Origin of the sequence: Pseudomonas sp. 18058, assembly GCF_902706155.1 — a bacterium.
Taxonomy (GTDB): domain Bacteria; phylum Pseudomonadota; class Gammaproteobacteria; order Pseudomonadales; family Pseudomonadaceae; genus Aquipseudomonas; species Aquipseudomonas rustica.
In genome coordinates, this window is the sequence record NZ_CACSJY010000015.1 from 1 (window position 1) to 14,560 (window position 14,560).

At 60.7% G+C, this 14,560-nt stretch carries 8 protein-coding genes; 7 read left to right on the top strand and 1 reads right to left on the bottom strand.

The window, feature by feature from the left end:
- Positions 1-235 precede the first annotated feature (235 nt).
- The 6 genes from recC (at position 236) to GVL50_RS10515 (ending at position 11,939) form a co-directional block, all read left to right on the top strand.
- Positions 236-3,688 (top strand): exodeoxyribonuclease V subunit gamma, encoded by a 3,453-nt coding sequence (gene recC / locus GVL50_RS10490; RefSeq protein WP_159812823.1) that lies wholly within the window; start codon positions 236-238, stop codon positions 3,686-3,688.
- Positions 3,685-7,374, top strand: coding sequence for an exodeoxyribonuclease V subunit beta (gene recB / locus GVL50_RS10495; RefSeq protein WP_159812825.1), 3,690 nt, complete (start codon positions 3,685-3,687; stop codon positions 7,372-7,374). Before recC ends, recB begins: the two co-directional genes overlap by 4 nt.
- Positions 7,371-9,479 (top strand): exodeoxyribonuclease V subunit alpha, encoded by a 2,109-nt coding sequence (gene recD / locus GVL50_RS10500; RefSeq protein ID WP_159812827.1) that lies wholly within the window; start codon positions 7,371-7,373, stop codon positions 9,477-9,479. The genes recB and recD overlap by 4 nt, the downstream gene beginning before the upstream one ends.
- A gap of 119 nt (positions 9,480-9,598) precedes the next feature.
- Positions 9,599-10,174: a YfiR family protein gene (locus GVL50_RS10505; RefSeq protein ID WP_159812829.1), complete on the top strand. Its 576-nt coding sequence runs from the start codon at positions 9,599-9,601 to the stop codon at positions 10,172-10,174.
- Positions 10,171-11,439 (top strand): diguanylate cyclase domain-containing protein, encoded by a 1,269-nt coding sequence (locus tag GVL50_RS10510; RefSeq protein ID WP_159812831.1) that lies wholly within the window; start codon positions 10,171-10,173, stop codon positions 11,437-11,439. Before GVL50_RS10505 ends, GVL50_RS10510 begins: the two co-directional genes overlap by 4 nt.
- Before the next feature lie 5 nt (positions 11,440-11,444).
- Positions 11,445-11,939, top strand: a complete 495-nt coding sequence (locus tag GVL50_RS10515) for an OmpA family protein (protein ID WP_159812833.1) — start codon at positions 11,445-11,447, stop codon at positions 11,937-11,939.
- Here the strand turns inward: GVL50_RS10515 and GVL50_RS10520 are convergent.
- A complete protein-coding gene (locus tag GVL50_RS10520; protein WP_053116972.1) occupies positions 11,936-12,883 on the bottom strand; it encodes a LysR family transcriptional regulator in 948 nt (315 codons plus the stop codon). The genes GVL50_RS10515 and GVL50_RS10520 overlap by 4 nt on opposite strands.
- A 149-nt stretch (positions 12,884-13,032) precedes the next feature.
- On the opposite strand from GVL50_RS10520, the gene GVL50_RS10525 reads away from it, so the two are divergent.
- On the top strand, positions 13,033-14,559 hold the full coding sequence (locus tag GVL50_RS10525) for a CoA-acylating methylmalonate-semialdehyde dehydrogenase (protein ID WP_159812835.1): 1,527 nt from the start codon (positions 13,033-13,035) through the stop codon (positions 14,557-14,559).
- Position 14,560 lies beyond the last annotated feature (1 nt).

A 14,560-nucleotide genomic window follows, 5' to 3' on the forward strand; every position in this document is an offset into this window, starting at 1 on the left:
CATCCCGAACTCAGCAGTGAAACGATGCATCGCCGATGGTAGTGTGGGGTTTCCCCATGTGAGAGTAGGTCATCGTCAAGATTAAATTCCGAAACCCCAATTGCGAAAGCAGTTGGGGTTTTGTTTTGCCCGCAGGAAAGTTCCTACAGCATTCAACGGCGTCGTCCGGCTGTCACAACCTGCTGACAATGCTAAGGTTCTGCCCTGGCTTTCGCACTTTTCCAAGGAATCCTTTATGCCGGGCGCCCAGTCCCTCAACGCTGCATTCATGGTGGTTCAAAGCAATAGCCTGGACGAACTGCGCAGCCTGGTGATCAGCATAATGCGGCGCTATCCACTGGCGCCCTTGGAAAACGAAATTGCCCTCGTACAAAGCAACGGCATCGCCCAGTGGCTCAAATTGGCCTTGGCTGAAGACCCTGAAGAAGACGACCTCGGTGGCTGCGGTATTGCCGCTGCTATCGATGTGCAACTGCCCGGCAGCTTCATGTGGCAGCTGTACCGGATGGTGTTGGGCCGTGATGAAATCCCACCGAAATCCCTGCTCGATAAAGCCCCGCTGACCTGGCGCCTGATGCGCTTGCTACCTCAAGTGATCGATCGCCCGCATTTCGAGCCGCTGCAACGCTTCCTCACTCACGACACTGACTTGCGTAAGCGTTACCAGTTGTCCGAGCGACTGGCGGATCTCTTTGACCAGTACCAGGTCTATCGGGCCGACTGGCTCGAAGATTGGGCCGAAGGACTGCACCAAATCCGAAATGTCCGAGGTGAAATAAAGCCACTGACGCCCGCGAGCTGCTGGCAGGCTGAACTGTGGCGTGCGCTGCTGGAGGATGTCGGCGAACAGGGCATGGCGCAAAGTCGCGCCGGTGTTCATCAACGATTTATCGAGCGCATCAACACCCTTACAGAGGCACCCGTCGGCCTGCCCTCGCGAGTGATCGTTTTCGGGATTTCTTCGTTGCCCGCTCAAGTGCTCGAAGCACTGGCCGGGCTCGCACGTTTCAGTCAGGTTCTGCTCTGTGTGCACAACCCATGTCGCCACCATTGGGCCGACATCGTTGCCGACAAGGATCTGCTGCGGCATCAATACAAACGCCAGGCACGCAAGAACGGTATGCCCGTCGTACTTGATCCGGACGCATTGCACCAACACGCCCATCCGCTGCTGGCTGCATGGGGCAAGCAGGGCCGCGACTACATCAACCTGCTCGACAGCTACGACGATCCCAACAGTTATCGCGCGGCTTTCCGAGACGGTCGCATCGATCTGTTCAGCGACACTCAACCCGAGAACCTGCTCAATCAGCTGCAGAACGACATCCTTGAACTGCGCCCGCTCAACGAGACACGCGAGCTTTGGCCGGCCGTCGATCTGAAACACGATCAATCGATCCGTTTTCACATTGCACACAGCGCCCAGCGTGAAGTGGAAATTCTTCACGACCAACTCCTCGCACGCTTCAGTGCCAATCCCGATCTGCGTCCCCGTGATGTAATCGTGATGGTGCCGGACATCGACAGCTACGCGCCCCACATCCGTGCCGTATTCGGCCAGCTTGATCGCCATGATCCGCGATTTATCCCATTCACCTTGGCGGATCAGGGCCAACGCGGCCGTGACCCCTTGCTGATTGCAGTCGAGCACCTGCTAAAGCTGCCAGACAGCCGCTTCCCCGTCAGCGAAATCCTCGACCTGCTCGACGTTCCTGCACTGCGCGCTCGTTTCGGTGTGGAGGAGCGCGACCTGCCGACGCTGCATCGCTGGATCGAAGGCGCCGGTGTGCGTTGGGGCATGAGCGCCGAACAACGTGCCGGCCTCGGTTTGCCGGATGAGCTGGAACAGAACAGCTGGCGCTTCGGCCTGCGCCGGATGCTGCTGGGTTACGCCGTCGGCAGTGCGAATGCCTGCGCCGGTATCGAACCCTACGATGAAATCGGCGGACTGGACGCCGCGTTGATCGGGCCATTGGTGGCAATGCTCGATGCCTTGGAACTCGCTCATCAGGAATTGATGCAACCGGCTCAACCCAAAGAGTGGGGCTACCGGTTGCAGGCGCTGATGCAATTGTTCTTCAAAGCCAGCAACGAGCACGACGACTATTTGCTTACCCAACTCGAAGAGCTGCGCGAAACCTGGCTGGAGACTTGCGAGGCCGTCGGTCTCGACGATGAGTTACCGCTGACTGTCGTCCGTGAAGCCTGGCTCGCCGGTCTGGATCAGGGACGTTTATCGCAGCGTTTCCTCGCCGGCGCGGTGAACTTTTGCACGCTGATGCCCATGCGTGCGATCCCGTTCAAACTGGTCTGCCTGCTGGGGATGAACGATGGCGATTATCCGCGTGCACAACCGCCGCTCGACTTCGATTTGATGGGCAGCGATTACCGTCCCGGCGACCGTTCGCGGCGTGAGGATGACCGTTATCTGTTGCTCGAAGCATTGCTGTCCGCGCGCAATCAGCTCTACATCAGTTGGGTCGGCCGCAGCATTCGCGACAACAGCGAGCGGCCTGCTTCGGTGCTGATCGGCCAGTTACGCGATCACCTCGCCAGTGGCTGGCGATTGCTCGACGAGACCCAGGATATTCTGAGCGCCATGACCGAGGAGCATCCGTTGCAACCGTTCAGTGCGCGCTATTTTCATGATGGCGATCAGCTCTTCAGCTATGCCAGCGAATGGCAGGTGCTGCACCAACAGCACGGATCTCAAACCGATACGGAGTTGCTTGCGCCCTATGTCCAAGAGGAACCGTTGACCCTCGCCCTGTTACAGGACTTCCTGCGCAACCCGGTTCGACACTTTTTTACCCAGCGCCTCAAGGTCTATTTCGAAGCCGCCGAGGCGCCGCTCGCGGACGAAGAGCCGTTCGTGCTCGACGCTTTGCAGCGCTACACGCTCAGCGACAGTCTGCTCGAAGCCGCAATGAGGCAGCCGGACAATATCGATCAGGCCCTCGAATCTCAGGCCCGTCGCCTGCAAAACAGTGGTCTGCTGCCAATGGCCGGTTTTGGCGAATGCCTGCAACGCGAGCTGATCGAGCCGCTGCCGGACTTGCTGCAACGCTACCAACAACTGCTGACGTTGTGGCCGACCCCGCTGACCAGCGCAATTCCGATCAGCCTTGAATTGCAGGGCTTGCGCCTTGAAGGCTGGCTCTCGGGTTTGCATGAGCGCGCCGATGGTGGCCTGCTGTCGGTCACAACCATTCCCAACAGTATTGGCTCGATCAAAAGCCGCAAATGGCATCGTCTGACCAAGCCGTGGGTCAACCATCTGGTGGCCTGTGCCAGCGGACTTTCGTTAACCACAGCGCTGGTGGCCAGTGACGATTCACTGCTGTTGGAGCCCATGGAAAAAGACCGCGCGGTTCGCATCCTCAGCGATCTGTTGCTCGCCTGGCAGACCGGCATGCGCCAACCGCTGCCGATTGCAGTAAAAACGGCGTTCGCCTGGCTGTCCCAGACCGACCCACTCAAGGCCGAAGCCGCCGCGCGCAAAGCCTATGAAGGTGACGGCCAGACCAGTGAAGGTGAGCGCCGCGAAAGCCCGGCGTTGTCTCGACAATTTGCCGACTTCGATGCCTTGCTCGCCGATGAAACATTCTCCGGTTGGTGCGACGCGCTCTATCGGCCACTGCTGGAAGCGCCTTGGCGTTCGTTGTCCAGTGAAGGAGCGCGCGCATGAGCAGCAAGACTCCACTGGCACTGGCCTTCCCGCTGCACGGCAGCCAACTGATCGAAGCCAGCGCCGGCACCGGCAAGACGTTCACCATTTCTGCACTCTATCTGCGGCTGATCCTTGGTCACGGCGGCGACACCAATGGCTTCGGTCGCGACCTGCTGCCACCACAAATTCTCGTGGTGACCTTCACGGACGCAGCGACCAAAGAACTGCGCGAACGGATCCGCACGCGTCTGGCCGAAGCTGCGCGATTCTTCCGCGACGAGACGCCTGCGCCCGACGCGCTCATCGCCGAACTGCGCGAACAGTTCGAGCCACAGCAATGGCCCGGCTGCGCCAATCGTCTCGACATCGCCGCACAGTGGATGGATGAAGCCGCCGTTTCGACGATTCACAGTTGGTGCCAGCGCATGCTGCGCGAGCACGCATTCGACAGCGGCAGCCTCTTTACTCAATCGCTGGAAACCGATCACAGCGATCTGCTCGGTGAAGTGCTGCGCGATTACTGGCGGCTGTTCTGCTACCCGATGCAGGGCGATGCGCTGAACTGGGTTCGCAACAACTGGGGTGGGCCGGCAGCGCTGTTGCCGCGTGTCCGTGGACTGTTCGCCAGCGAGCGCGACAGCGACGAAGGCAAGGCTCCCGCCGAGCTGATTGAGGAATGCTTGCTGGAGCGTCGCGCAGCATTGGTCGAGCTGAAAATGCCTTGGCGGCAGTGGGCCGATGAGTTGCTCGCCATCTGTCATCAAGGCGTTGCCAGCAAAACCGTCGACGGTCGCAAGATGCAGGCGCGCTACTTTGAACCTTGGTTCGAGAAGCTTAAAAGCTGGGCCGAAGATGAATCCATGGAGCAACTGGATATCGGCACCGGCTTCACCCGACTGACCCCCGACGGCATGGCCGAAGCGTGGAAAGGTCAGGCCCCGAGTCATCCGGGGCTGGATGCGATGCCCGCACTCAAGTCGAGTCTGGATGGCTTGCCCACGCCAGACGCCGCCGTCCTGCAGCACGCTGCGAAATGGGTGGGGGCGCGCTTTGAAGAAGAGAAACGTCGCCGCGCCGAAATGGGCTTCGACGACATGCTGCTGCGCCTCGATGCCGCGCTGCAATCAGAAGGTGGCGAGCGTCTCGCAACGCTGATTCGCGAGCAGTTCCCGGTAGCGCTGATCGACGAATTCCAGGACACCGATCCGGTGCAGTACCGCATCTTCGAAAGCATCTATCGCATCGAGGAAAACAGTCCTGACACTGGCCTGTTTCTGATCGGCGATCCCAAGCAGGCGATCTACGCCTTCCGTGGTGCGGACATCTATACCTATCTGCGCGCGCGCAAGGCTACGACCGGCCGCTTGCATACCCTGGGCACCAACTTCCGTTCCAGCCACGGCATGGTCAAAGCGGTCAATCACGTATTCGAACGCGCCGAGTCCCGCGAGCTGGGACGCGGCGCGTTTTTGTTCCGCGAGAAAAGTGGCGAGAACCCGGTACCGTTTCAACCCGTCGACTCGCAAGGCCGCAAGGAGCATCTGCAGATTGCCGGGCAGGAAGTCGCGGCGCTGAACGTCTGGCAGTTGTCCAGCGATCAGCCGTTGTCCGGCGCGGTGTATCGTCAACAACTGGCTGCCGCCTGCGCCAGTGAAATCACCGTGTTGCTCAATGGCGGGCAAACCGGTCAGGCCGGATTTGTGCAGGACGGCAAAGACTTCAAAGGCCTGCGACCTTCCGACATCGCGATTCTGGTTCGTGACGGTAAAGAGGCGCAGGCCGTACGCGGTGAGCTGGCCGCTCGTGGCGTGCGCAGCGTTTATCTGTCCGACAAGGATTCCGTTTTTGCCGCGCAGGAAGCCCGAGACTTGCTGTCCTGGCTCAAGGCTTGTGCCGAGCCTGACGTTGAACGTTCTCTGAAAGCCGCGCTGGCCTGCATCACGCTGAACCTGCCGCTGGCCGAACTGGAGCGTCTGAATCAGGACGAACTGGTGTGGGAATCCCGCGTCATGCAGTTCCGTGGCTATCGCGAGTTGTGGCGCAAACAGGGCGTGCTGCCGATGCTGCGGCGTCTGCTGCATGACTTCCATTTGCCGCAGACATTGATTGCCCGCAGTGATGGCGAGCGCGTGCTGACCAACCTGCTGCACTTGTCCGAATTAATGCAGCAAGCCGCTGCTGAACTCGACGGCGAACAAGCGCTGATCCGGCATCTGGCCGAGCTGCTGGCCTTGTCCGGGCAGGCCGGCGAAGAACAGATTCTGCGCCTCGAAAGTGATGAGCAATTGGTCAAAGTGGTGACCATCCACAAATCGAAAGGCCTGGAATATCCGTTGGTGTTCCTGCCGTTCATCTGCTCGGCCAAACCGGTCGACGGTAGCCGCCTGCCGCTGCATTACCACGACGCCTCGGGCAACGCGCAATTGAGTCTGAAACCGACGCCTGAGCTGATTGCGTTGGCCGATGACGAGCGTCTGGCTGAAGACCTGCGTTTGCTCTACGTAGCGCTGACGCGTGCGCAACATGCCTGCTGGTTGGGCGTGACCGATCTCAAACGCGGCAATAACAACAGTTCGGTGCTGCACCTTTCAGCGCTGGGCTATTTATTGGGCGGTGGTGCGTCGTTGGGTGAGTCCAGCGGTTTGAATAGCTGGCTGCGAGATTTGCAGCAGGATTGCCCGGCGATCAGCGTCGGTGAAATGCCGCCGGCCAGCGCCGAACATTACGAACCTGCGCGCAACGAAGCGGTTCTCAGCGCCACGCTTGTGCCCAAGCGCAAGGCCAGCGAGAACTGGTGGATCGCCTCGTACAGTGCGCTACGCATCAGCGACGTTTTGAGCGTCGGCAGCGATGAGGCGCCGGACAGTCCGCAGGCGCAAAAGCTCTTCGATGACGAACGCCTCGATCCGGACGCACCACGCGAAATCATCGCCGGTGGTGCCGATATCCATCGCTTCCCGCGTGGCCCCAACCCCGGGACATTCCTTCACGGTTTGCTCGAGTGGGCAGGGGATGACGGTTTCGCCGTCACGCCCAAAGCCGTGGAAGACGCGATCGGCCGGCGTTGCAACCTGCGTGGCTGGGAAGGCTGGATCACCACGTTGAGCGACTGGTTGCAACACCTCCTCAAATCGCCGCTGCCGATCGGCGCCGGCCAAGCGCCGGTTGTGCTTGAGCAGTTAACGCAGTATCGCGTCGAGATGGAATTCTGGTTCGCCAGCCATAAAGTCGATGTGCTCAAACTCGATGAGCTGGTACGTCAGCACACCCACAACGGCGTGGCGCGGGTGGCTGCCGAACCGGTGCAGCTCAACGGCATGTTCAAGGGCTTTATCGACCTGACCTTCGAACACGATGGCCGTTACTACGTGGCCGACTACAAATCCAACTGGCTGGGCGTCGATGATTTCGCCTACACCGAGCAAGCCATGGAGCAGTCGATTCTCGACAACCGTTACGACCTGCAATACGTCTTGTACCTGTTGGCCTTGCACCGTCAGCTCAAGGCGCGGTTGCCCGACTATGACTACGACCGGCATGTCGGTGGTGCGCTTTATCTTTTCCTGCGTGGCACCCGCGCAGACAGTCGCGGGGTGTACTTCGCCCGGCCACCCCGTGAATTGATCGAACGTCTGGATCGGCTGTTTCAGGGCAAACCCGAGCCCAAGGCCGAACCCGCGTGGGAACAGGGAGTCTTGCTATGAGCCGCACCTTCGCCGATCTGCTGCCGACGCCTTTGGCCGCCGACAGCCTGTCGAGACTTTCGCCGCTGACCCGTGCCGAAGACTTGTTGCTCTTGCTCACCCGCTGGGTCGAGCGCGGCTGGCTGCGTGCACTGGACAAGGCATTCGTCGCGTTTCTGCATGAGCTCGAACCCGACACCGATCCGCTGGTGTTGCTCGCGGCGGCGCTGACCAGCCATCAACTCGGCCATGGTCACGTTTGTCTGGATCTGTTCGAAACCCTCAAGGCGCCGGACTTTGCGCTGTCATTGCCGCCCGAAGGCGATGTGCAGGGTGGCGTCTTGCTGCTGCCTTCGCAATTGCTTGAGGCGCTCGACGGTGCTCATTGGTGCAAGGCTCTGGCGGGCAGTGCTCTGGTCGCCCTGGCTGCCGATACCAGTGAAGAAGCTCAGCAACGCCCGCTGGTGTTGTCCTCGAAGCGTCTGTACTTGCGGCGCTACTGGGCTTACGAGCGGCGTATCGATTCCGCGTTGCGCCAGCGTCTCGCCCAATCCGAAGCGACGCCGGCCGATCTGCCGCAGCGCCTAAATGAGCTGTTCGGTTCAGCCAAGTCCGGCGAGGTCATCGACTGGCAAAAGCTCGCTTGTGCGCTCGCCACGCGCGGTGCCTTCAGCATCGTCACCGGCGGCCCCGGTACCGGTAAAACCACCACCGTCGTGCGTTTGTTGGCGTTGCTGCAGGCGCCGGCGGTGGAGGCCGGCCATCCGTTGCGCATTCGCCTGGCAGCGCCCACCGGTAAAGCCGCCGCACGCTTGACCGAGTCGATCAGCCAGCAAGTGCAATCGCTGAAAGTCAGCGAAGACGTGCGGGCGAAAATTCCCTGTGACGTGACCACTGTGCATCGCTTGCTCGGCAGTCGTCCGGGCACCCGACATTTCCGCCATCACGCCGGTAATCGTTTACCGCTGGATGTGCTGGTGGTCGACGAAGCCTCGATGATCGACCTGGAAATGATGGCCAATCTGCTCGACGCCTTGCCGGTTCATGCGCGACTGGTGTTGCTCGGCGACAAGGATCAGTTGGCGTCCGTTGAGGCTGGTGCGGTGCTGGGTGATCTGTGCCGCGATGCCGAGGGCGGCTGGTACAACCGGCAAACCCGCCAATGGCTGGAGTCAGTCAGCGGTGAGTCGTTGCAGGACAGTGGTCTGCACGAAGATTTCGACGGCTCGCATCCGCTGGCTCAGCAAGTGGTGATGTTGCGTCACTCGCGGCGTTTCGGTGAAGGCAGCGGCATCGGTCAACTGGCGCGTCGGGTCAATCAGCAGCTCCCGGAAGAGGCGCGGCAATTGCTCGCGGCGGGGTACTATGACGATGTGTTTTCGCTGCCGCTCAAGGGCGAGCACGATCACAAACTCGAGCGGCTGCTGCTCGACGGTCATGGCGAGGGCCCGCAGGGGTATCGGCATTACCTGAGCGTGCTGCGCAATCAACGCCCTGCATCTGGCAAACCGCTGGAACATCCGGACTGGATTCTCTGGGCCCGCGACGTCTTGCAGGCGTTCGACACCTTCCAGTTGTTGTGCGCGGTACGCAAAGGCCCGTGGGGCGTTGAAGGTTTGAACCAGCGCATCACCGCCGCGTTGCTCAAGGCCCGGCTGATCGAGCACGACCAGCAATGGTACGAAGGCCGGCCGGTGTTGATGACCCGCAACGACTACGGCCTGGGCTTGATGAACGGCGACATCGGCATCGCCCTCAAACTGCCGGAACGTGAAGGGCCCGACGCCGGCAAACCGGTGCTGCGCGTGGCGTTTCCGCGCAATGACGGTCAGGGCGGCGTGCGTTTCGTCCTGCCGAGCCGACTCAACGATGTTGAAACCGTGTACGCCATGACCGTACACAAATCCCAGGGCTCGGAATTTGCCCATACCGCGTTGATCTTGCCGGATGCCCTGAATCCGGTGCTGACCAAGGAATTGATCTACACCGGAATCACCCGCGCCAAGCACTGGTTCACCCTGATCGAACCGCGTGCCGGGGTATTTGAAGAGGCCGTACAACGCAAGGTCAAACGCCTCAGCGGATTAATGCTGGAACTGGAGGAGGGCGCCCAGTCTCCTGGATGATAACCGCGATGATGGCCAGCGGTTACTGACCGACCAGTCAGAGGTCGCTGCCTCGCTGGCCATTCGCCGCTGTGCTATCGTTGCGGCATCATTTCGGTAAGATCCAAGAGAATCCCTGCATGAAGGTGTCTGTCTGGGCGGCAGAGCGCGTGGTTGGCTGCAAGCACGCGTTGCTTGTCGGCCTGCTCTGGTTGTTGACGAGCGTGGCCGTCGCACAACCGCAAGCGCCGACGGGCATGGCCGAGCAACGCGCCAAATCTGTCACCCAAGTCGTGCTGGGCATCCTCAGTTATGCTCGCTGGCCGGTAGAGCCTGCGCAATTGCGTCTGTGCATCGTCGGCCCCACCGAATACACCGACGACCTGGTCAAAGGCACCACTCAAGCCACCGGCCGACCGGTTGTCGTGCGCCGCTTGCTGGCCGACAACCCGGCCATCGTCAGCGAATGCAATGCCGTGTACATCGGCAAGCTCACCGCCGATGAGCGCAGTCGCCTGTTCGCCGCATTGATCGGACACCCGGTGCTTAGCATCAGCGAAGCCGACGACCAATGCACGGTCGGCAGTCTGTTCTGCCTGCGCGTCGGCGACGAGCAGGTGTCCTTTGAAGTCAATCTCGACTCCGTTGCCCGCAGTGGCGTGCGCATTCACCCGAGCGTGCTGCAGTTGTCGCGCCGTAAATCGGCGGCCCCATGAAATTGTTCAGATCGAATAAGCGCCCCACGTTGGGCTCGGTACTGGGCCGTGGACATTTAACCGTGGCATTGCTGGCGGTAGCGATGGCCAGTGTCTCGCTGACGCTGCTCGGTGTTCTGGCGCTGCGGGTTTATGCCGACCACAACCTGCATCTGATCGCCCGTTCGATCAGCTACACCGTGGAAGCCGCGGTGGTGTTCAACGACAAAGCGGCGGCGACGGAAGCGCTGGAAATGATCGCTTCGACCGAAGAAGTCGCCGACGCGCAAGTACTGGACGCTCAGGGGAAATTGCTGGCGCGCTGGCATCGCGCGGAAAACGGCCTGTTCTCCGATCTGGAAATGCAGATCACCCGCGCCCTTCTGGAAAAACCGATCAGCCTGCCGATCGTGCATCAAGAGCATGAAATCGGCCGCATCCTGCTCACCGGACACGGCGGCAGCCTCATGCGCTTTCTATTGAGCGGTCTGGCGGGGATCATTCTTTGCACCGCGATCAGCGCTTTTGTGGCGATCTATCTGGCGCGCCGGCAACTGCGTGAAATCATCGGCCCGCTGCGCAGCCTCGCCACCGTGGCCCACGCCGCACGCAGCGAACGGGCGCTGGATCGCCGCGTGCCACCGGCGCAAATCGCCGAGCTGGACAACCTCGGCAACGACTTCAATGCCCTGCTCGACGAACTTGAATCCTGGCAGAGCAACCTGCAAAGCGAAAACGAAACCCTCGCGCACCAGGCCAGTCACGACAGCCTTACCGGTCTGCCGAACCGCGCCTTTTTTGAAGGCCGCTTGATGCGTGCCCTGCGTAACGCCAGCAAGCTCAACGAGCGCGTGGCGGTGCTGTTTCTCGACAGCGACCGTTTCAAAGGCATCAATGACAATTTCGGCCATGCCGCCGGCGACGCAGTGCTGGTGGCGATTGCCAATCGTGTCCGCGCACAGCTGCGTGAAGAAGATCTGGTCGCGCGATTGGGCGGTGACGAGTTCGCCGTGCTGCTCACGCCGTTGCACAAGATCGAAGATGCCGAACGCATTGCCGACAAAATTCTCGCCAGCATGGACACGCCCATCACGTTGCCCGGCGACACCAGTGTCGTGACGTCGCTCAGTATCGGCATCGCGGTTTTCCCTGATCATGGCGCCACCCCCGGCGCCCTGCTCAACGCTGCCGACGCGGCGATGTATCAAGCCAAGCGCCTCTCCCGTGGCGCGCAATTCACGGCCGGGTCGGAGCACCCGGTCGATCCCGTTCAAACCAGGAGCTGATTCCCATGTTCAAACATCCATTTCGATTGTTCTCCGCTGTGCTGTTGATGGCCGTGCTGGCCCTGACCGGTTGCCAGACCGCGCCGCAAAAAGGCCTGACGCCGGCGCAAGTCGCCGTGCTCAAACAACAAGGTTTCGAGCTGACCGATGAGGGCTGGGAATTTGGCCTGTCCGGCAAAGTGCTGTTTGGCAGCGACGTCGAAAGCCTGAACAATCAAAGCACCGAAATCGTCGAGCGCATCGGCAAAGCCTTGCTCGGTGTTGGCATTGAACGCGTGCGAGTCGATGGCCACACCGATGCATCGGGCAAAGAAACCTACAACCAGCAACTGTCGCTGCGCCGCGCGAAAAGTGTCGCCGCCGTGCTCAGCACTGTCGGCATGAAACAAGAGAACATCCAGTTACAAGGCCTGGGCAGCAAAGACCCGGTGGCTTCCAACAGCACCGCCGCCGGCCGCACGGAAAACCGCCGGGTGGCGATCGTGGTCAGCGCCGACTAATCGGCGAACTGCATCTCGCGGGTCTCGCCCATCAACAGACCCTGATTCTGTTCAGTCACCTCGCGGATGTAATCCCACAACAGGGTGATCCGCTTCAACTTCCGCAGATCCTCCCGGCAGTACATCCAGAACTGCCGGGTGATGTTGATTTCCTCCGGCAGCACCGGCAGCAAGCGCGGATCCTGCGCGGCGAGGAAGCACGGCAGAATCGCCAGTGAGCGGCCTTGCTGCGCTGCGACGAATTGCGCGATCACGCTGGTGCTGCGCAAATTTGCGTGGGCACCGGGCAGCACGTTGGCCAGGTAGAGCAGCTCCGAGCTGAACGCCAGATCGTCCACATAACTGATGAATTGATGCTTGCCCAAATCTGCCGGGCGGCGGATCGGTGGGTGTTTGTCCAGATAGTCCTGGGTTGCGTAGAGCTGCAAACGGTAGTCGCAGAGTTTGCAGCAGACGTACGGCCCGTGTTCCGGGCGTTCGAGGGCGATGACGATGTCGGCCTCGCGTTTGGACAGGCTGATGAAGTGCGGCAGCGGCAGGATGTCCACTGAGATCGCCGGGTAGGCGTCGACGAAATGGCTCAGTTGCGGGGTGATGAAAAAACTGCCGAAGCCTTCGGTGCAGCCCATGCGCACGTGGCCGGACAAGGCGACGCCGGAGCCTGAAACCTGCTCGCAAGCCATGTGCAACGTGCTTTCAATCGACTCGGCATAACCCAGCAAACGCTGGCCTTCAGCGGTCAGGACGAAACCGCTGGTGCGCGACTTTTCAAACAGCAGCGTGCCGAGCGCCGCTTCCAGCGAACTGATCCGTCGCGACACCGTGGTGTAGTCGACGGCGAGCCGTTTGGCGGCGGTGCTGGCCTTGCGGGTGCGGGCGACTTCGAGGAAAAACTTGAGGTCATCCCAGTTCAGCGAACCTAGAGAGGTGATGTTTTTTTGCATGATGGACGGGCTTTTATGTGCGTTCTTATTAGAAGTTTGCACATCTATACTCCAAAAACAGTCCGACAACCAATTCGTGACACACGCCTCATCTCAAGGCGAACCTTTCGCCTTGGCTCCTACGATAAAAACAAGTTTCGGAGACCAGCATGAACGCATCGCTTACGCCCAACGAAACCACGCTGCAGAAGGTCAAGCTGCTGATCAATGGTGAGTGGGTCGAGTCGCAGACCACCGAATGGCACGACATCATCAACCCGGCCACTCAGCAAGTGCTGGCCAGAGTCCCGTTCGCCACCGCCGCTGAAGTCGATGCCGCCGTCAGCGCCGCTCAGCGTGCCTTCCAGACCTGGAAACTGACCCCGATCGGCGCGCGGATGCGCATCATGCTCAAGCTGCAGGCGCTGATCCGCGAACACTCTAAACGCATCGCCGTGGTGCTCAGCGCCGAGCAGGGCAAAACCATTGCCGACGCCGAGGGCGATATTTTCCGTGGTCTGGAAGTGGTCGAGCACGCCTGCTCCATTGGCACTCTGCAAATGGGCGAATTCGCCGAGAACGTCGCCGGCGGCGTTGATACCTACACCCTGCGCCAGCCAATCGGCGTTTGCGCCGGCATCACGCCGTTCAACTTCCCGGCGATGATTCCGCTGTGGATGTTCCCGATGGCCATCGCTTGCGGCAATACGTTTGTGTTGAAGCCTTCGGAGCAGGATCCGCTGTCGACCATGTTGCTGGTTGAGTTGGCCGTCGAGGCGGGCGTTCCGGCGGGCGTGTTGAATGTGGTTCATGGCGGTAAAGACGTGGTCGATGGCCTGTGCACGCACAAGGACATCAAAGCGGTGTCCTTCGTCGGTTCGACCGCCGTTGGCACCCACGTTTATGACTTGGCCGGTAAGCACGGCAAACGCGTGCAATCGATGATGGGTGCGAAGAACCACGCTGTGGTGCTGGCCGACGCCAATCGCGAGCAAGCACTGAATGCCTTGGTCGGCGCCGGGTTCGGTGCGGCCGGGCAACGTTGCATGGCCACTTCGGTGGTGGTGCTGGTTGGTGCGGCGAAACAATGGTTGCCGGATCTGAAAGCGCTGGCGCAGAAACTCACCGTCAATGCCGGCAGCGAGCCGGGCACCGACGTTGGCCCGGTGATCTCGAAAAAAGCCAAGGCACGAATTCTCGACCTGATCGAAAGCGGCATCAAGGAAGGCGCCAAGCTGGAACTGGACGGCCGCGACATCAAGGTGCCGGGTTACGAGCAAGGCAATTTTGTCGGCCCAACCCTATTCTCGGGCGTGACCACCGACATGCAGATCTACACCCAGGAAATCTTCGGCCCGGTGCTGGTGGTGCTGGAAGTCGATACCCTTGATCAGGCGATTGCGCTGGTCAACGCCAATCCGTTTGGCAACGGCACCGGCCTGTTCACCCAGAGCGGCGCAGCGGCGCGTAAATTCCAGACTGAAATCGACGTCGGTCAGGTCGGCATCAACATCCCGATTCCGGTGCCAGTGCCGTTCTTCAGCTTCACCGGTTCGCGCGGTTCGAAACTCGGCGACCTCGGCCCGTACGGCAAGCAAGTGGTGCAGTTCTACACGCAGACCAAAACGGTCACGGCGCGCTGGTTCGACGACGACAGCGTCAACGACGGCGTGAATACCACCATCAACCTGCGCTGAG